Origin of the sequence: Pseudomonas xanthosomatis, from assembly GCF_019139835.1 — a bacterium.
Lineage (GTDB): Bacteria > Pseudomonadota > Gammaproteobacteria > Pseudomonadales > Pseudomonadaceae > Aquipseudomonas > Aquipseudomonas fakonensis.
This window is the reverse complement of record NZ_CP077075.1, coordinates 1,753,672-1,772,854: the sequence shown is the minus strand read 5'-3', so window position 1 is coordinate 1,772,854 and position 19,183 is coordinate 1,753,672. Positions and strand designations below refer to the sequence as shown.

The following is a 19,183-nucleotide window of genomic DNA, read 5'->3' as shown; positions in this document are numbered from 1 at the left end:
CAGGGCCTGCTCAGCGGTGGTAGGCGCAGCTCGCCGCTTTCGTTTCGGAAACACGTGTCTTAGACTTATTGATGGCATCGCTCAACGCCTGCAACTCTTCTTGGGTGAAAAGCGCTTTATCGGCATCTTTATTATTGAGGGACGTCATATCTTGCTGGACCTTCTGTTTCATGACTTGCTCCTTGTCTAAGGGTGACAGGTACACCAGAAAAGATGGCAACCGTTCTAACGCAAATTCGCTGATATGCAGCGACAGCCTCAGACTAGTGCGCCATTAGCGCACCCGCAAAGGAGCGCAGACGAAAAAGCCAACTTTCAGAAACATCCTACAAAGAGGCGGAGAAAACTGATTCCAAGAAGCAGCTGACAGCCCGCACACCTCGAACGGCTCACTCTCCCACCCCACCTCACCCGATGACGGGTCAAGCGGGTGGAAGATAACGGCTACACCACCGGCTAACAGGCCATCCTCGATGGAACATGACATCCAGTATAAAAGTGCTTCTGTAATACCTACCACGATCAAGAGAAGATGCACTGCACTCGCTGGAATGCTGGAAATTGCAGATAGAGAATTTCAAGCACTTGAAGCAGAAGATCAAATCCTAAGAGTAAAAGCGAGAAACTCAGTTGCATCGGGCAATCTTGCAGGAGTAGAGATTACTCCTGACGCACTGAAAACATAATTGGCCGCGCGTCTCGGCAAAGACGCAAGGCAGACGGAAGCCAGTTACGAAATCAGCGCACGCTTACTCAAAAGCCTAGGTTTAGGTCAACAAAACAACTAGACGAATGCTTAAAAAACCATGATGACGATGCGATATCCCGCGCAGTCTGGGGCAACCGACAAGGTCAACTCAACCGCCTTGACGACACACTGCTAGCCTCTATGGGTGAGGTCTTCATTGAGCGCCACCCTTGGTCACAATATGAGTTCTGGTCAGAGAAGTTTCCGGAATGGCTCGACAAGATCAAAACCTCCGGCATTAAGACCGGGGCGTTCGACCCTCTGACCCATAGCGAATAAATCAAGCATTCAATGGACCACACTGAACATCCTGACGTTCAAGCATAGCGCTTAATATTTGAGACATTCTATTTAAATAAAAACACTCGCAACAGTTAAGTAATGCCAAAAAAACCCCGCCGAAGCGGGGTTTTTCACATCACATCAGGCAACCCGATCAGATCGCCCCACGCTGGCGCAGCACATCCAGCACCAGCTTCACGCCTTCATCGACGCTGACCGACTGGGTGTCGATCACCAGGTCCGCATCCAGCGGCACGTCGAACGGGAAGCTTTCGCCGGGGATGTTGTCGCCAGCGGCGGCATACAGGCCCTGCGGGTCGCGTTCGCGGCACACCAGCGGCGAGGCCTGCACGTACACGGTCACCAGGCGCTCCTTGCCGATCAGCGCCTTGGCCTGCTCGCGGCCTTCGGCGTCAGGGGCAACGAAGGCGGCCAGGGTCAGCAGGCCGGCTTCGTTGAACTGGCGCGCCACATGGGCGGCGCGGCGCCAGTTCTCGGTACGCCCGGCACGGTCCTGGGGCAGGCCCTTGTTCAGGTCGTGGCGCAGGTTCTGGCCATCGAGCACATACACCGCACGGCCCATGTCGAACAGCTTGCGCTCCACGGCGTAGGCCAGGGTGCTCTTGCCCGCGCCAGACAGGCCGCTGAACAGCACGGTGGCCGGCTGCTGGCCGAAGCGCAGGGCGCGCTCTTCGGTGGCCACGTGGGCCAGCTTGCCATGCTGGCCGCTGCTGCCATGCGGCAGTACCGGCGGGGCGATGATCATGCCGGCGCCGACGGTGCCGTTGGTCAGGCGGTCGATGACGATGAACGCACCGGTGGTGCGGTTGCTGTCGTAGCCGTCCAGGGCGATGGCGCTGTCCAGGGCGACCTTGACCCGGCCGATCTCGTTCAACTGCAGCGCGCTGGCAGCGCCCTGCTCGAGGGTGTTCACATCGACCTTGTGGGTGATGCTGGCGATCGAACCCGGCACGTAACTGGTGGCGCGCTTTATGTCGTACTTCTTGCCCGGGAGCATCGGCTCCTCGGCCATCCACACCAGCATGGCGTCGAACTGGTCGGTCACCTGCGGTACGTTGTCGGCGTGTACCAGCAGGTCGCCACGGGAGATGTCGATCTCGTCTTCCATGGTCAGGGTCACGGCCTGGCCGGGGCCTGCGTTTTCCAGCTCACCTTCGAAGGTGACGATGGACTTGACCCGGCTGCTCTTGCCCGACGGCAGCACGACGATCTCGTCGCCCTTGTGCACCACGCCACCGGCGATGGTGCCGGCAAAGCCGCGGAAGTTCAGGTTCGGGCGGTTGACGTACTGCACCGGGAAACGCAGGTCGGTGACGTTGCGGTCGGCGGCAATCTCGACGCTTTCGAGGATTTCCATCAGCACCGGGCCGGTGTACCACGGCGACTGCTCGCTGCGGTTGACCACGTTGTCGCCCTTGAGCGCCGACATCGGCACGAAGTGCAGGCTCGAAGGCTTGAGGTTGATGCTCTCGGCAAACTTCAGGTAGTCGGCCTTGATCGACTCGAATACCTGCTCGTCGAAGCCTTTGAGGTCCATCTTGTTGACCGCAACGACGATGTGCTTGATGCCCAGCAGGGAGGCGATGTAGCTGTGCCGGCGGGTCTGGGTCTGCACGCCGTAACGGGCATCCACCAGGATGATCGCCAGGTCGCAGGTGGACGCACCGGTGGCCATGTTGCGGGTGTACTGCTCGTGGCCCGGGGTGTCGGCGATGATGAACTTGCGCTTGGCGGTGGAGAAGTAGCGGTAGGCGACATCGATAGTGATGCCCTGCTCGCGCTCGGCCTGCAGGCCGTCCACCAGCAGTGCCAGGTCGACTTCTTCACCGGTGGTGCCGGACTTTTTCGAGTCGCGGGTGATAGCCTCGAGGTGGTCCTCGTAGATCATCTTGGAGTCGTGCAGCAGGCGCCCGATCAGGGTGCTCTTGCCGTCATCCACGTTGCCGCAGGTCAGGAAGCGCAGCAGCTCTTTGCGCTCATGCTGGGCCAGGTAGGCGAGGATGTCCTCGCTGATCAGATCAGATTGGTGCGACATGACGAAACCCTGAAATTAGAAGTAGCCTTGGCGTTTTTTGTCTTCCATCGAACCTGCACCATCGTGGTCGATGACGCGGCCCTGGCGCTCGGACGTCCGGGTCAGGAGCATTTCCTGAATGATGTCGGTCAGGGTCTCGGCTTCGGACTCGACAGCGCCCGTCAACGGGTAGCAGCCCAGGGTACGGAAACGCACTTTCTTCTTGACGATGCGCGCCTTCTCTTCATCGCTCAGGTGCTCGAGGATGCGCTCGTCGTCGATCATGATCAGGGTGCCGTTCTTCTCGATCACTTCACGCTCGGCGGCGAAGTACAGCGGCACGATCGGGATGCCTTCGAGGTAGATGTACTGCCAGATGTCCAGCTCGGTCCAGTTCGACAGCGGGAAGACGCGGATCGACTCGCCCTTGTTGACCTTGCCGTTGTAGATGTTCCACAGCTCCGGGCGCTGGTTCTTCGGGTCCCAGCGGTGCTTGCTGTCGCGGAACGAGTACACGCGTTCTTTAGCGCGGGACTTCTCTTCGTCGCGGCGCGCGCCACCGAAGGCGGCATCGAAACCATGCTTGTCCAGCGCCTGCTTGAGGCCCTGGGTCTTCATGATGTCGGTGTGCTTGGAGCTGCCATGGGTGAACGGGTTGATGCCCTGCGCCACACCTTCAGGGTTGACGTGGGTGATCAGCTCCAGGCCCATTTCCTCGACCATCTTGTCGCGAAAGCGGTACATCTCCTGGAATTTCCACTGGGTGTCGACGTGCATCACCGGGAACGGCAGCTTGCCCGGGAAGAAGGCCTTGCGCGCCAGGTGCAGCATGACCGCGGAATCCTTGCCGATCGAGTACAGCATCACCGGGTTGTCGAACTCGGCGGCCACCTCGCGGATGATGTGGATGCTCTCCGCCTCCAGCTGTTTCAAGTGCGTCAGATTGTCGACCATGGCTACTCACGAAAAACGATCTTATGGACGGCCTGCGGGCCGTGTTCGAGCGAGCCACTTTATCACAGCACCTGATTCTATTTAGGCGGCGGGCTAGATCGAAACAATCTAACGATATGACTGGGGGTTTGGGTCAGGAGCATCACATAACTGCTGAGCAACCCCGAATCCTGTAGGAGCGGCCTTGTGCCGCGAAAGGGCCGCAAAGCGGCCCCGGCAATGCTGCATGATTCCAACATCCCGGGGCTGCTGCGCAGCCCTTTCGCGGCACAAGGCCGCTCCTACAGGGGCCGTGATTGCCTGTGGCAAGAAGATCAGATCGGGTTGGGGCAATCGATGAACAGGTGCTCCAGGGCGAAGCGCCGCGCCAGGTAATCGCCCAGCGCCTGCACACCATAACGCTCGGTGGCATGGTGCCCGGCGGCGATAAAGCTGATGCCGTTCTCGCGGGCGCTGTGGAAGGTCTGCTCGGAGGCTTCGCCGCTGAGGAACAAATCGACCCCGGCGGCAATCGCGGTATCGATGTAGCCCTGCCCGCCCCCGGTGCACCAGCCCACCCGGCGGATCATCTGCTCGCCCTCTATCACCAGCGGCTCGCGGCCCATGGCCTCCTGCACCCGGCGGGCGAAGTCACGCGCCGACACAGGTTCCGCCAGCGAGCCGACCAGCCCGACCACCTTAGGGTTGTTTGGGTCCAGCGGGCCTTCGACGGTGATATCCAGTTGCCGCGCCAACTGCACGTTGTTGCCCACTTCGGGGTGCACATCCAGCGGCAGGTGGTAGGCCAGCAGGCTGATGTCGTGCTTGAGCAAGGTCTTCAGGCGGCGCTGCTTCATGCCGGTGATGCAGGGGTTTTCGCCTTTCCAGAAATAACCGTGGTGCACCAGCACCAGGTCGGCGCCGGCCTCCACCGCCGCATCCAGCAACGCCTGGCTTGCGGTGACGCCGGTGACAATGCGGCTGACCTGCGGCCGGCCCTCGACCTGCAGGCCGTTGGGGCAGTAGTCCTGGATCTTCGCGCAGGCCAGGTAGCGCTCGGCTTCCTCGACCAGGGTATTGAGGGCGACGGCCATGAAAATCTCCTCGAAATCTGCATTTTTGCGGGTTTCAACACCCGTATAATGGCCGCCATTATGGGCCGTCGACGGTTTCGGGGAAACCGCCGGCACAGGCCCGGGGGTGGCGCCATTCGCGGGTTCACCCGCGAAACAGGCGCCGCAGATTTCGCGCCATGGATCAGCGGTGTATCATCGCGCGCGCTTGCGCCCCGGGCTGCACTGAAGTGGCCCCTGCCCCATTTCCAGGACTCGTTCATGTTCAAGGCTCTGCGTTACTTCGGCTGGCCCCTGCTTACTGGCGTACTGATCGCCATGCTGATCATCCAGCGTTTCCCGCAATGGGTCGGCTTGCCGAGCCAGGACGTCAACCTGCAACAGGCGCCGCAGACCTCGCGCATCATGCAGGGCCCGGTCTCCTATGCCGACGCCGTGACCCTCGCCGCCCCGGCAGTGGTCAACCTGTACACCACCAAGGTGGTCAACAAGAGCGCCCACCCGCTGTTCGAAGACCCGCAGTTCCGCCGTTTCTTCGGCGACAACCTGCCCAAGCAGAAACGCTGGGAGTCGAGCCTGGGCTCGGCAGTGATCATGAGCCCCGAGGGCTACCTGCTGACCAACAACCACGTCACCAGCGGCGCCGACCAGATCGTCGTGGCCCTGAAGGACGGCCGCGAAACCCTGGCCCGGGTCATCGGCAGCGACCCGGAAACTGACCTGGCGGTGCTCAAGATCGACCTGAAGAACCTGCCGTCGATCACCATCGGCCGCTCCGACAACATCCACATCGGCGACGTGACCCTGGCCATCGGCAACCCGTTCGGTGTCGGCCAGACCGTGACCATGGGCATCATCAGCGCCACCGGCCGCAACCAGCTGGGCCTGAACAACTACGAAGACTTCATCCAGACCGACGCTGCGATCAACCCGGGCAACTCCGGCGGCGCGCTGGTGGATGCCAACGGCAACCTGGTGGGTATCAACACGGCGATTTTCTCCAAGTCCGGCGGCTCGCAGGGCATCGGCTTCGCCATCCCGGTCAAGCTGGCACTGGAGGTGATGAAGTCGATCGTCGAGCACGGCCAGGTGATCCGTGGCTGGCTGGGCATCGAGGTGCAGCCGCTGAGCCAGGAGCTGGCCGAGTCGTTCGGCATGCAGGGCCGCCCGGGCATCGTGGTGGCAGGGATCTTCCGCGACGGGCCGGCGGCACGTGCGGGGCTGCAACTGGGTGACGTGATCCTGAGCATCAACGGCGAGCCGGCCGGTGACGGGCGCAAGTCGATGAACCAGGTGGCGCGGATCAAGCCGACCGACAAGATCAGCATCGAAGTGCTGCGCAATGGCCAACAGCTCAAGCTGATTGCCGAAGTGGGCCTTCGCCCGCCACCGGCCCCGGTGGCCACGCAGGAAGAGAAGTAACGCGCCAAACGCCATCGCCGGCAAGCCGGCCCCTGCAGGGGAATGCGAAACCCTGCAGGAGCCGGCTTGCCGGCGATGCTTTTTTCAGTGTCAGTGCAGAATCTGGCTCAGGAACAACTTGGTCCGGTCATTGCTCGGCCGGTCGAAGAAGTCATCCGGCGCCGCCTGCTCGACGATCTCGCCCTTGTCCATGAAGATCACCCGGTTGGCCACGGTACGCGCAAAGCCCATTTCATGGGTTACGCAGAGCATGGTCATGCCATCCTCGGCCAGGCTGACCATGGTGTCGAGCACCTCCTTGACCATCTCTGGGTCCAGCGCCGAGGTGGGTTCGTCGAACAGCATGATCTTCGGCTTCATGCACAGCGCCCGGGCAATTGCCACGCGCTGCTGCTGACCACCGGACAACTGCCCCGGGTACTTGTGCGCCTGCTCAGGGATACGCACACGCTCCAGGAAGTGCATGGCGATTTCCTCGGCCTTGCGCCGCGGCAGCTTGCGTACCCACATGGGTGCCAGGGTGCAGTTCTCGAGGATGGTCAGGTGCGGGAACAGGTTGAAGTGCTGGAACACCATGCCCACCTCGCGGCGGATGGCCTCGATCTGCTTGAGGTCGTTGGTCAGTTCCACGCCATCGACCACGATGCGCCCCTGCTGGTGCTCTTCCAGGCGGTTGAGGCAGCGGATGGTGGTGGACTTGCCCGAGCCCGACGGGCCGCACAGCACGATGCGCTCGCCCTGGCGCACGTTCAGGTTGATATCCTTGAGCACGTGGAACTGGCCGTACCATTTGTTCACGCCCTGCATCTGGATGATGCCTTCGGGGCCGGCAGGCTGCTTGATCGCTTCACTCATTTCGAAACTCCTAACGCTTGTGGCCAGTGTCCAGCTTGCGCTCCAGGTGCATGGAGTAGCGGGACATACCGAAACAGAAAATCCAGAACACCAGGGCCGCGAACACATAGCCCTCGGTCGCCATGCCCAGCCAGGCCGGGTCGGCAGCGGCTTGCTTGACGCTGTTGAGCAGGTCGAACAGGCCGATGATGATCACAAGGCTTGTGTCCTTGAACAGGGCAATGAAGGTGTTGACGATGCCGGGGATCACCAGCTTCAGCGCCTGGGGCAGGATCACCAGCCCCATCGCCCGCCAGTAGCCCAGGCCCATGGCCGCAGCCGCTTCGTACTGGCCCTTGGGGATGGCCTGCAGGCCGCCACGCACCACTTCGGCGATGTACGCCGACTGGAACAGGATTACCCCGATCATCGCCCGCAGCAGCTTGTCGAAGCTCATGCCTTCGGGCAGGAACAGCGGCAGCATCACCGACGACATGAACAGCACGGTGATCAACGGCACGCCGCGCCAGAACTCGATGAAGGTCACGCAGACCACCTTCACCGCCGGCAGGTTCGAACGCCGCCCCAGCGCCAGCAGAATGCCCAGAGGCAAGGCGCCGACGATGCCCACGGTGGCGATCACCAGAGTCAGCATCAGGCCGCCCCACTGGCTGGTGGCAACGCTGGCGAGCCCGAGCATGCCGCCGTGTAGCAAGGTGTAGGCGATGATCGGGTACAGCACCAGGAAGCCCAGGCCGTACACCGCCTTGCGCGGGAAGCGGTTGATGAACAACGGCGCGGCGCCAAGCACTGCCAGCCACACGGTCAGGTCCACGCGCCAGCGCAGTTCTGCCGGGTAGTAGCCGTACATGAACTGGCCGAAGCGTTGCTGGATGAACACCCAGCAGGCGCCATCCTTGGTGCAGTCGGCGCGGGTGGTGCCGACCCAGTTGGCGTCGATCAGCGCCCACTGCACCAGCGGCGGCACGATCAGCCACACCAGGTACAGGGCGAACAACGTCAGCAGGGTATTGAGCCAGCTGGAGAACAGGTTTGCCCGCATCCAGGCGAGCACGCCCACGGTCTTCACCGGTGGCGGCATATCAGGTTTGAAAACATGGGCTGTCACGGTTGGACCCTCACCGCTCGATCAGCGCGATGCGCTTGTTGTACCAGTTCATCAGCAGCGAAATGCTGATGCTGATGGCGAGATAGACGCTCATGGTGATGGCGATCACCTCGATGGCCTGGCCGGTCTGGTTGAGCACGGTACCGGCGAACAGCGAGACCATCTCCGGGTAGCCGATACCGGCAGCCAGCGACGAGTTCTTGGCAAGGTTCAGGTACTGGCTGGTCAGCGGCGGAATGATCACTCGCAAGGCTTGCGGGATGATCACCTTGCGCAGGGTCGGGCCCTCGCGCAGGCCCAGCGAGCGGGCGGCCTCGGTCTGGCCGTGGCTGACCGACTTGATGCCCGAACGCACGATCTCGGCAATGAATGCTGCGGTATAGATGGTCAGCGCCAGGGTCAAGGCCAGCAGTTCAGGGATCAGCACCCAGCCGCCGACGAAGTTGAAGCCCTTGAGCTGCGGCACTTCCCAGTGCACCGGGCTACCGAACAGCAACGCACAGACGCCGGGGATGCCGATGAACAGCAGCAGGCCCACCCAGAACTTGTGGAACGGCTCGCCGGTGGCGTCGAAACGCTTGTTGGCCTGGCGCACCATCACCACGATGGCGACGATTGCCAGCACCAGCGCCACCACGAACGGCCAGAAGCCATCGGCCATCGAAGCGCCGGGCATGTTCAGGCCGCGGTTGCTGATGAAGAAGGTGTCGTCGATGTTGATGCTGCCCTTGGGCCCCGGCAGCGTGAGAAACACCGCGAAGTACCAGAACAGGATCTGCAGCAGCGGCGGGATGTTGCGGAAGGTCTCCACGTACACCGTCGCCAGCTTGTTGATCATCCAGTTCGGCGACAGCCGCGCCACGCCGATGATGAAGCCCAGCAAGGTGGCCAGGATGATGCCGATGAAGGTCACCAGCAGGGTGTTGAGCAGGCCGATGACGAACACCCGCGCGTAGCTGTCCGATTCCACGTAGGGGATCAGGTGCTGGGCGATGCCGAAGCCGGCGCTGCGCTCGAGAAAGTCGAAGCCCGAGGTGATGCCCCGGTGCTGCAGGTTGGTTTGCGTGTTGTGAAACAGGTACCAGCCCAGGCCGACCACGAACAATACCGTGATGACCTGGAACAGCCACGCGCGCACCCGTGGATCGCTAAGGGAAAACCCCTTTCGTGCGCCGATTTGATTTTGCATGAAGTGCCCCGGAAAGAAGGGTGTGAAACGACCCGCGGCGGCAGGATGCCGCCGCGGGGTGCCGCCATCAGCGCACTGGAGGTGCGTACTGGATGCCGCCGTTGTTCCACAGGGCGTTCATGCCACGGTCGATCTTAAGGTCAGTGCTCTGGCCAAGGTTCTTCTCGAACACTTCGCCATAGTTGCCGACCTGCTTGACGATCTGCACGACCCAGTCCTTCGGCAGCTTCAAGTCCTTGCCGTACTCGCCGTCAGCGCCGAGCAGGCGCGCGTTGTCCGGGTTCTTGGTGGACTTGGCTTCGGTCTCGACGTTCTTCGAGGTGATACCGGCTTCTTCGGCATTGAGCATGGCGAAGAGGGTCCACTTGACGATGCTGAACCATTCCTCGTCGCCCTTGCGCACCACCGGGCCCAGAGGCTCCTTGGAGATGGTTTCAGGCAGTACCACGTACTCGGTCGGCGCGGCCAGCTTGGAGCGCTGGGCGAACAGCTGCGACTTGTCCGAGGTGAGCACGTCGCAACGGCCCGACTCCAGCGACTTGGCGCTTTCATCCGAGGTGTCGAAGGTGATCGGGGTGTACTTCAGGCCGTTGGCGCGGAAGTAGTCGGAAACGTTCAGTTCGGTGGTGGTACCGGCCTGGATGCAGATGGTCGCGCCATCGAGTTCCTTGGCGCTGGAAACACCAAGCTTCTTGTTCACCAAAAAGCCCACGCCGTCGTAGTACGTGACACCGGCAAACACCAGGCCCATGCCGGCATCGCGCGAGCTGGTCCAAGTGGTGTTGCGCGACAGTACGTCGACTTCGCCGGACTGCAGCGCGGTGAAGCGCTCCTTGGCGTTGAGCTGGCTGAACTTGACCTTGGTGGCGTCGCCGAACACGGCGGCGGCCACGGCGCGGCACACGTCGGCGTCGATGCCGACGATCTTGCCCTGGGCATCAGGTACCGAGAAGCCCGGCAAGCCGTCGCTCACGCCACACTGGACGAAGCCCTTCTTCTTCACCGCATCGAGAGTGGCACCGGCCTGGGCGAAGCTGGTGGCGCCCAGCGCGGCGGCAGCGGTCAGGACTGCCAGGGTGGTTTTCAACATCTTCATTCACAACCTCCAAATCGCTCTTGTTGTACGAGCCGGAATTGCACCGCACCCTTATGAGGCGCATCCGACCCTTGTTGGCTTGTTTTTGGGTCAATTGGCGCAATGGGCTGTTCTGTGACAGCCTTTGATTCATACGAGGGGTGTTACCCACATAGGCCCACCCCAACGCATGGCTCGTACACAGCAAAGTGCGTACCACAGTTGCAGGCTTAAGCGATTAAGCGGGAGTCAAGTAGGAAAAGTTGTAGAGTTGCGACATCTTTTTCTGGCATTAACCCACCCTGCCTTCTTTTTATGCACTCAATCTGTACCTGCGCACTCTTTCGGAGCAGTGAATGACCCAGCCTTTGATTCTTGAACCGCAAAAAACCGCTGATGCCTGTGTGATCTGGTTGCACGGCCTGGGCGCCGACCGTTACGACTTCCTACCGGTGGCCGAATTCATGCAGGAACGGCTGGCCAGCACGCGCTTCGTCATGCCCCAGGCCCCGACCCGCGCGGTGACCATCAACGGTGGCTACGCCATGCCCAGCTGGTATGACATCAAGGCCATGACCCCGGCCCGGGCCATCGACGAGGCGCAGCTGGAAGAGTCGGCCGACCAGGTGATCGCGCTGATCAAGGCTGAACAGGCCAAGGGCGTCAGCCTGTCGCGGATCATCCTTGCCGGCTTCTCCCAGGGCGGCGCGGTGGTGCTGCACACTGCCTATATAAAGTGGCAAGAAGCACTTGGCGGGGTGATCGCCCTGTCCACCTATGCCCCCACCTTCAGCGACGAGCGCCAGCTCAGCGCCTGCCAGCAGCGCACCCCGGCGCTGTGCCTGCACGGCGTGCACGACCCGGTGGTGATCCCGTCCATGGGCCGTACCGCGTTCGAGTACCTCAACACCTGGGGCGTCGCCGCGCGCTGGCACGAGTACCCGATGGAGCACGAGGTGGTGGTCGAGGAACTCACCGACATCTACAACTGGTTGAGCCAGCAGCTCGGTTGAGCCCCCACCCCTGTAGCCCGCCGAGCATTCCACTACGCCGCGCCCGGTTCTTGCATTACACTGCCCGGCGTACATTCCTTAACCAGTTGACGAGACGATCGTGCTCAAGGCACTCAAGAAAATATTCGCCAAGCCGGAAGCCGCGCCGCAGGCCGCCGAGCCTGTCGCCGTGAGCGCCCCTGCGCCGGCGCCGCAGGTTGCCAAGCCGGCCCGCGCCAGCGCCAAGCCCAAGCCGCCCATCAAACCGCGCAGCGCCGCCAAGCCGGCCGAGCCCGAGGCCCCGCGCGCCGAGCAACCCGCTGCACCCAAGCCGCGCCGTGAACGCAAACCCAAGCCCCAGGCCAGCCTGTGGAAGCCCGAGGATTTCGTGGTCGAGCCGCAGGAAGGCAAGACGCGCTTTCACGACTTCAAGCTCTCCAACGAGCTTATGCACGCGATCCACGACCTGGGCTTCCCCTACTGCACGCCGATCCAGGCCCAGGTGCTGGGCTACACCCTGCGTGGCCAGGACGCCATCGGCCGGGCCCAGACCGGTACCGGCAAAACCGCCGCATTCCTGGTGTCGATCATTTCCCAGCTGCAGCAGGTACCACCGCCCGGCGAACGCTACATGGGCGAACCACGCGCACTGATCATCGCCCCCACCCGCGAGCTGGTGGTGCAGATCGCCAACGACGCCATCGCCCTGACCAAGTACAGCGGCCTGAACGTGATGAGCTTCGTCGGCGGCATGGACTTCGACAAGCAGCTCAAGGCCCTGGAATCGCGCCACTGCGACATCCTGGTGGCCACCCCGGGCCGTTTGCTGGACTTCCACCAGCGCGGCGAGGTGCACCTGGACATGGTCGAGGTGATGGTGCTGGATGAAGCCGACCGCATGCTCGACATGGGCTTCATCCCGCAGGTACGCCAGATCATCCGCCAGACCCCGCCCAAGAGCGAGCGCCAGACCCTGCTGTTTTCGGCCACCTTCACCGATGATGTGATGAACCTGGCCAAGCAGTGGACCACCAACCCGGCCATCGTCGAGATCGAGCCGGAGAACGTGGCCAGCGACACCGTCGAGCAGCACGTGTATGCCGTGGCCGGCAGCGACAAGTACAAGCTCTTGTACAACCTGGTTACGCAGAACAAGTGGGAACGGGTGATGGTATTCGCCAACCGCAAGGACGAAGTGCGGCGCATCGAAGAGAAACTGGTACGCGATGGCATCAACGCCGCGCAGTTGTCTGGTGATGTGCCGCAGCACAAGCGCATCCGCACCCTGGAGAACTTCCGCGAAGGGCGCATCACCGTGCTGGTGGCCACCGACGTGGCCGGCCGCGGCATCCACATCGACGGCATCAGCCACGTGATCAACTTCACCCTGCCGGAAGACCCGGACGACTACGTGCACCGCATCGGCCGCACCGGCCGTGCCGGCAGCAGCGGTGTGTCGATCAGCTTTGCCGGTGAAGATGACTCGTACCAGCTGCCGGCCATCGAGGAGCTGCTGGGGCGCAAGATCAAGTGCGAGATGCCGCCGGACGAGCTGCTGACTGCGGTACCGCGCAAGCATCACTGATACCCCGGGCTGCCGAACGCTGCCCATGAGCCATGCGCAGCATCAGCAGGCGGCGCGCCCTCTGTAGGAGATCACCCAGTCCTTTCGGGCTGCGCCGTCGCGCAGAGAACTGGGCACGAGCCCGCCGCGGCCCCTGTGGGAGCGGGCTTGCCAGCGATGAGGCCGGCAGCCTTCTTACAAGGCCCGGCCTTCGTTGTTGCAGGCCAGGCCCTATCGCCGGCAAGCCGGCTCCTACAAAATCAGCCAACGCCGCGAAACCTGTGGGAGCGGATTTACCCGCGAACCGGGGCGCAGCCCCGGCCATTGATCACCGGCCTACCAGCGCCCCGCCGCGTCCTGGTCACTCTGCTTGCCCTCGACCCAGCGCGGCCCTTGCCGGGTGTTTTCCTTCTTCCAGAACGGCGCCCTGGTTTTCAGGTAGTCCATGATGAAGTTGCAGGCATCGAACGCGGCCTGACGGTGCGCACTGGCAACACCAACGAACACGATCGGCTCGCCCGGCTCCAGCGCACCGATGCGGTGCAGCACCTCGACCTTGAGCAGCGGCCAACGGCCCTCGGCCTCCACCACTATCTTGTGCAGCGCCTTTTCGGTCATGCCCGGGTAATGCTCGAGGAACATCCCCGCCACCTCCCGGCCATCGTTGAAATCACGCACATAGCCGACGAACCCGACCACCGCGCCCACGCCAACGTTGGCCGCGTGCATGGTATTGACCTCGGCCCCCGGGTCGAACGCCGCTTGCTGTACCCGTACGCCCATGCTCAGCCTCCGGTCACCGGCGGGAAGAACGCCACGTCGTCGCCATCTTCAACTGGTTCGTCAAGCCGGCATAGCTCCTCGTTGCGCGCGCACATCAGGTTCTGCTCGGCCAGCACGGCATACTGCCCGCCCTTGCCCACCAGCGCCTGGCGCACATCGTCGAGTACCTTGAACTCGCCTTCCAGGTGCTCGGCATCGACGCCCAGCAGCTCACGGTAGCGAGCGAAATACATGACTTTGACCTTCATTACCCTTGCACCTTGTAGTGGCCGCTCTTGCCGCCGGTCTTTTCCAACAGGCGCACCTGCTCGATGACCATGCCCTTGTCCACAGCCTTGCACATGTCGTAGATCGTCAGCGCGGCAACACTGGCAGCGGTCAGCGCCTCCATTTCCACACCGGTCTGCCCGGCCAGCTTGCAGCGCGCAGTGATGTGCACCACCTCCTCGCCTTCGGCAAGCAGCTCGACCTTGACGCTGGTGAGCATCAGCGGGTGGCACAGCGGGATCAGGTCGCTGGTCTTCTTCGCCGCCTGAATGCCGGCGATGCGCGCTACAGCAAACACGTCGCCCTTGGGGTGTTCGCCGTCGACGATCATGCGCAGCGTGGCCGGCAGCATGCGCACCCGCGCCTCGGCGATCGCCTCGCGGGCAGTCACGGCTTTTTCGGTGACGTCGACCATGTTGGCGCGCCCTTGGGAATCAAGATGAGTCAGCACTGCTCTGCTCCTGGGAAGGGAGCCGACAGTGTAAACCTGGCAGTCAGGAAATTTGTAAGAGAAAACGCCTGAAGGCAGGCCGGCGGCTCGCTGCCCGGCAGAGTCATCAAATTAAATCATCTTAAAATCAAACTAAATAAATACTTGTCATAATTAGCTTATGCATAAAAAGACTTTCACACTCGGTTTTTATCGCATTAATTTCTCTACCACACCGAACAGGTTGATGACAGGACTGACCTGACCACCCCTCTCCCCCCTATCAAGCTGTACCCACACAACGGGCCAGTGCCAGGATCAACGGATACTTCCAGCACATGCCAGCGATTACCCCTTCTGCGCGCTCGATGCTCGCCAGCACCCTGCTGCTGTCGGCGCTACCCGCCGCTGCCGACGCAGCCACCCAAGACCCGACCCTGGGCACCGTCACGGTGATTTCCACCGGCCTGCGCGGCCAGGAACGCACCGTAGCCGACAGCCCGGCACCGATCGATGTGATCAACAGCGAGCAGTTGCTCAGGACCGGCCGCGCCGAGCTGTCCGAGGCCATCTCCAAGCTGCTGCCGTCGTTCAACTTCGGCACCAATATCGCCGGCTACAACTCGGTCACCCGGCCGCTGAGCAACCGCAGCCTGGGCCCGGCCTACACGCTGGTACTGGTGAACGGCAAACGCCGGCACAACGGCGCCACCGGCCAGCGCGGCTCGATCGACAACAGCGGCGCCAATGCCGTGGACATCGACCTGATCCCGGTCAGTGCGGTAGACCACATCGAAGTGCTCAAAGACAGCGCCGCCGCCCAGTACGGCTCGGACGCGGTGGCCGGGGTGATCAACATCATCCTGCGCTCGGACAACGCCGGCGGCCACGTCGAAAGCAGCTACGGCAAACTGTTCTCGGGCCAGGGCGAAACCATCAAGCTCGCCGGCAACCAGGGTTTTGCACTTGGCGACGGCGGTTTTGTGCACCTGTCTGCCGATGCCCGCAAGCGTGGCAGCGCCTCCTGGAACAACAAGGCCGACAGCAGCGTGCGGGCGTTCCAGGACCCGGCCAAGGAAGCGGCCTGGGACCGCGAGGCGATCAAGAACGGCGACCCCGAGCTCAAGGCGTTCAACCTCGCCTACAACGCCGAGTTGCCGCTGGACGGGCTGACGCTTTATTCGTTTTCCACCTACGGCGAGCGCGACGCCGAAGCCGCCAACTACTTTCGCCTGCCAACCGGCACCGCCGCCGTACCCGAAGTGTTCCCGGACGGCTACTACCCGCTGAACAACATCAAGGACCGCGACTACCAGCTGCTGTTCGGCGGCAAGGGCCAGGCGGCGGACTGGAACTGGGACCTGAGCACCACCTACGGGCGCAACAACGTGCACCACTCCAGCGACCTGAACATCAACCCGTCGCTAGGCACCGCCTCGCCGACCCGCTTCGACAACCTGGCCACCTTCCGCTTCGAGCAGTGGACCAACAACCTGGACATCACCCGCCACTACGACAGCCTGTTCGACCTGACCACCCCGGTACAGGTATCGGCAGGCCTGGAACACCGCTGGGAGCGCTTCAGCACCTTTGCCGGCGACCCCGAGGCCTACATCACCGGCACCTACCCGGCAGCCTCCGGCGCACAGGCGGCCGTGACCATTCGCCCCGAAGACGAGGTCAGCCTGATCCGCAACAACTACGCCGGCTACCTGGACCTGGCCTTCGACCTCACCGAGCGCTGGTTCCTCGACGTGGCCGGCCGTGTGGAGCACTACGACGATGACTCGGGTAACACCTTTGGCCTTAAGCTCAACTCGCGCTACGAGCTGACCGACAGCGTGGCGGTGCGCGGCACCATCGGCACTGGTTTTCGAGCACCCTCCCTGACCCAGATCGGCTACACCGTGGCCGACAACCGCGTGGCCACCGACGTCAACGGCAACGTGGTGCCCGCCGTGACCCGCCTCACCCCGTCCGGCAGCGCACTGGCCAAGGCCCTGGGCGGCGACGACCTGAAGCCGGAAAAATCGCGCAACCTGGGCCTGGGCCTGACCTGGCAACCGGCGCCGCGCACCAGCATCACCGCCGATGCCTACCTGATCGACATCGATGACCGCATCGCCCTCACCACCAACATCTATGACCAGGGCAATGGCGTGATCAACGACATCCTGGCGGCGCAGGGGGTAGCACCGGGTACCTGGGTCAACTACTACACCAATGCCTTCGACACCCGCACCCGCGGCCTGGACATCGTCGCCGACCACACCACCTTGCTCGGTGCCTGGGGCGACATCCGCTGGAACCTGGCCTTCAACTGGAACAAGACCACCATCGAAGGCACCCGTGACACGCCGGCAGCCCTGGCAGGTTCCGGGGTCAACCTGGTGGGCCGCGACCGTGAGGGCGACCTGACCGACGCCTCGCCAAAAACCAAGTGGATCGTCGGCGCCAACTGGAAGCTGGCAGACCTTGCCGTGAACCTGCAAACCACCCGCTACGGCTCGGTCAAGACCCTGGCGGTGAACCCCAGCGGCGACCGCAGCTTTGGTGCCAAGTGGATCACCGACCTGGACGTGAGCTACACCTTCGGCGAACACCTCACCCTGAGCCTGGGCGGCACCAACATCTTCGATGTGCGCCCGGATGACCACGCCGTGTACAGCAGCCTGGGCCTGGCGCCTTATGGCAACCCGCCGTTCTACCCCGGTGGTGGCTACTGGTACAGCAAGCTGGCGTATGACTTCTGAGGCGTGTGCACAAGCATCGCGGGCCTGCCATGGCAGGCCCGCGAGCGTGGCTTACAGGTGCGACTCGGCGTACTCGGCCAGTACCGAGCGCGGTACACCCTGCAGGGTGATGTGCACGCCGTGGGGGAAGTCCTTGAAGCGCTCGGTGAGGTAGGTCAGGCCCGAGCTGGTCGCGGACAGGTAGGGGGTGTCGATCTGCGCCAGGTTGCCCAGGCAGACCACCTTCGAACCACTGCCGGCACGGGTGATGATGGTTTTCATCTGGTGCGGGGTGAGGTTCTGGCACTCGTCGATCAGGATCAGGCTTTGCTGGAAGCTGCGCCCGCGGATGTAGTTCAGCGACTTGAACTGCAGCGGGACGCGTTCGAGGATGTATTCGACGCTGCCATGGGTGCTCTCGTCATCCATGTGCAAGGCTTCGAGGTTGTCGGTAATGGCGCCCAGCCAGGGTTCCATCTTCTCCGCTTCGGTGCCTGGCAGGAAGCCGATCTCCTGGTCCAGCCCCTGCACGCTGCGGGTGGCGATGATGCGGCGGTAGCGCTTGCTGACCATGGTCTGCTCGATGGCTGCGGCCAGCGCCAGGATGGTCTTGCCGGAACCGGCGGCGCCGGTCAGGTTGACCAGGTGGATATCCGGGTCGAGCAGGGCGAACAGCGCCAGGCTCTGGTGGATGTCGCGCGGTTTCAGGCCCCAGGCTTCCTGGTGCAGCAATGGCTCCTGGTGCAGGTCGAGCAGCAGCAGCTCGTTTTCACGGTTGCCTTTGATCCAGCCGACGAATCCCTGTTCGTCGATGATGAACTCGTTGATGTGTACCGCCGGCAGCGCCTCGAGCAGTTGCACGCGGTGCCAGGTGCGGCCGCGTTCCTGGCGGGTATCGACCTTGCTGACCCGGTCCCAGAAGGAGCCGGTGACCGAGTGGTAGCCCTTGGACAGCAAGGATACGTCGTCGACCAGCTGGTCGGTGCTGTAGTCCTCGGCGGCGATGCCGCAGGCGCGCGCCTTCAGGCGCATGTTGATGTCCTTGGTGACCAGGATCACGTCCAGGTCGGCGCGCTTGCTGCGCAGGTCCAGCAACTGGTTGATGATGATGTTGTCGGCGAGGTTTTCCGGGAGCACGCGGTTGGGTTCGTTGCGCGTGCTCATGAGGATGGACAGAAAGCCCTTGGGCCCGCTCTTGCCACGCTGGATCGGCACGCCGAGTTCGACATCGCTGGGCGAGGCATCCCCCAAGGTCTGGTCGATCAGGCGGATGGCCTGGCGACATTCGGCGGCGATGGTGTGTTTGCCGGTCTTGAGCTTGTCGAGTTCCTCCAGCACCGTCATCGGTATGGCGACGTGGTGCTCCTCGAAGTTCAGCAGGGCGTTGGGGTCGTGAATCAGGACGTTGGTATCGAGCACATACAGGATTGGCTTGCTGGAGGAAGGGTTGCGTCCTTGGTCATCCATACTCGGTCACCTTATGTGGTAGCGACACGGCGCGAACTGCTGCGCCGCAGAGTGACCGCCGATCTCCCCGTATCCGCGTCGTTACGGGCGGGGAGCGCACCTGACAGGAGGGCCTGGATGACGCCACCTGTGCTGCAGGGTTCGGCTGTCTGGTTTCTTCATACCGCAAAAACCATGACCGAAAAAAGTCTTTTTACGCTTGGGTGAAGTTTATTTTTCCAATTGACG

General features: G+C 62.6%; 17 protein-coding genes. 5 read left to right on the top strand and 12 right to left on the bottom strand.

All coding sequences use genetic code 11. From position 1 onward, the window contains the following. Positions 1–10: 10 nt before the first annotated feature. On the bottom strand, positions 11–172 hold the full coding sequence (locus tag KSS93_RS07885; protein ID WP_217887815.1) for a hypothetical protein: 162 nt from the start codon (positions 170–172) through the stop codon (positions 11–13). Positions 173–473: 301 nt separating this feature from the next. Here KSS93_RS07885 and KSS93_RS07880 point away from each other — a divergent pair, with 301 nt between their 5' ends. Continuing rightward, on the top strand, positions 474–686 hold the full coding sequence (locus KSS93_RS07880; protein WP_217887814.1) for a hypothetical protein: 213 nt from the start codon (positions 474–476) through the stop codon (positions 684–686). 498 nt (positions 687–1,184) lie between these two features. Here KSS93_RS07880 and cysN read toward each other — a convergent pair whose 3' ends face one another. From cysN to KSS93_RS07865, 3 genes are all read right to left on the bottom strand, one after another. After that, a complete protein-coding gene (cysN, locus tag KSS93_RS07875; protein WP_217887813.1) occupies positions 1,185–3,086 on the bottom strand; it encodes a sulfate adenylyltransferase subunit CysN in 1,902 nt (633 codons plus the stop codon). A 15-nt stretch (positions 3,087–3,101) separates the two neighbouring features. Continuing rightward, positions 3,102–4,019, bottom strand: a complete 918-nt coding sequence (gene cysD / locus KSS93_RS07870; RefSeq protein ID WP_011535568.1) for a sulfate adenylyltransferase subunit CysD — start codon at positions 4,017–4,019, stop codon at positions 3,102–3,104. A 314-nt stretch (positions 4,020–4,333) separates the two neighbouring features. Further along, positions 4,334–5,092: a Nif3-like dinuclear metal center hexameric protein gene (locus tag KSS93_RS07865; protein ID WP_217887812.1), complete on the bottom strand. Its 759-nt coding sequence runs from the start codon at positions 5,090–5,092 to the stop codon at positions 4,334–4,336. A gap of 240 nt (positions 5,093–5,332) precedes the next feature. Between KSS93_RS07865 and algW the strand changes: the two genes are divergently transcribed. Then, entirely contained in the window at positions 5,333–6,493 is a 1,161-nt protein-coding gene (gene algW, locus KSS93_RS07860; RefSeq protein WP_217887811.1) for a Do family serine endopeptidase AlgW, read from the top strand. Between the two features lie 90 nt (positions 6,494–6,583). Here algW and KSS93_RS07855 read toward each other — a convergent pair whose 3' ends face one another. The 4 genes from KSS93_RS07855 to KSS93_RS07840 all read right to left on the bottom strand — a co-directional run bounded on the left by KSS93_RS07855 (position 6,584) and on the right by KSS93_RS07840 (position 10,741). Beyond that, on the bottom strand, positions 6,584–7,348 hold the full coding sequence (locus KSS93_RS07855) for an amino acid ABC transporter ATP-binding protein (RefSeq protein WP_217841886.1): 765 nt from the start codon (positions 7,346–7,348) through the stop codon (positions 6,584–6,586). A 10-nt stretch (positions 7,349–7,358) separates the two neighbouring features. Beyond that, complete coding sequence (locus KSS93_RS07850; protein WP_217887810.1) at positions 7,359–8,456, bottom strand: amino acid ABC transporter permease; 1,098 nt, start codon at positions 8,454–8,456, stop codon at positions 7,359–7,361. Between the two features lie 10 nt (positions 8,457–8,466). Then, positions 8,467–9,645 (bottom strand): amino acid ABC transporter permease, encoded by a 1,179-nt coding sequence (locus tag KSS93_RS07845; RefSeq protein WP_217841884.1) that lies wholly within the window; start codon positions 9,643–9,645, stop codon positions 8,467–8,469. Positions 9,646–9,712: 67 nt separating this feature from the next. Further along, positions 9,713–10,741: an amino acid ABC transporter substrate-binding protein gene (locus KSS93_RS07840; RefSeq protein WP_217887809.1), complete on the bottom strand. Its 1,029-nt coding sequence runs from the start codon at positions 10,739–10,741 to the stop codon at positions 9,713–9,715. A gap of 335 nt (positions 10,742–11,076) precedes the next feature. Here KSS93_RS07840 and KSS93_RS07835 point away from each other — a divergent pair, with 335 nt between their 5' ends. Together KSS93_RS07835 and rhlB are read left to right on the top strand one after the other, a co-directional pair. Then, positions 11,077–11,733: an alpha/beta hydrolase gene (locus KSS93_RS07835; protein WP_217887808.1), complete on the top strand. Its 657-nt coding sequence runs from the start codon at positions 11,077–11,079 to the stop codon at positions 11,731–11,733. Positions 11,734–11,833: 100 nt separating this feature from the next. Beyond that, complete coding sequence (gene rhlB / locus KSS93_RS07830; protein ID WP_217887807.1) at positions 11,834–13,297, top strand: ATP-dependent RNA helicase RhlB; 1,464 nt, start codon at positions 11,834–11,836, stop codon at positions 13,295–13,297. A 315-nt stretch (positions 13,298–13,612) separates the two neighbouring features. On the opposite strand, the gene moaE is transcribed toward rhlB, so the two are convergent. Genes moaE through moaC form a run of 3 tightly spaced genes read right to left on the bottom strand, consistent with a single transcriptional unit; the run spans position 13,613 to position 14,777 of the window. Beyond that, entirely contained in the window at positions 13,613–14,059 is a 447-nt protein-coding gene (gene moaE / locus KSS93_RS07825; RefSeq protein WP_217887806.1) for a molybdopterin synthase catalytic subunit MoaE, read from the bottom strand. A gap of 2 nt (positions 14,060–14,061) precedes the next feature. Continuing rightward, positions 14,062–14,307: a MoaD/ThiS family protein gene (locus KSS93_RS07820; RefSeq protein WP_217887805.1), complete on the bottom strand. Its 246-nt coding sequence runs from the start codon at positions 14,305–14,307 to the stop codon at positions 14,062–14,064. After that, positions 14,307–14,777, bottom strand: a complete 471-nt coding sequence (gene moaC / locus KSS93_RS07815; protein ID WP_217887804.1) for a cyclic pyranopterin monophosphate synthase MoaC — start codon at positions 14,775–14,777, stop codon at positions 14,307–14,309. The genes KSS93_RS07820 and moaC overlap by 1 nt, the downstream gene beginning before the upstream one ends. Before the next feature lie 317 nt (positions 14,778–15,094). On the opposite strand from moaC, the gene KSS93_RS07810 reads away from it, so the two are divergent. After that, positions 15,095–17,509: a TonB-dependent receptor plug domain-containing protein gene (locus KSS93_RS07810; protein ID WP_217887803.1), complete on the top strand. Its 2,415-nt coding sequence runs from the start codon at positions 15,095–15,097 to the stop codon at positions 17,507–17,509. A 51-nt stretch (positions 17,510–17,560) separates the two neighbouring features. On the opposite strand, the gene KSS93_RS07805 is transcribed toward KSS93_RS07810, so the two are convergent. Further along, entirely contained in the window at positions 17,561–18,955 is a 1,395-nt protein-coding gene (locus KSS93_RS07805; RefSeq protein WP_217887802.1) for a PhoH family protein, read from the bottom strand. Between the last annotated feature and the right edge of the window lie 228 nt (positions 18,956–19,183).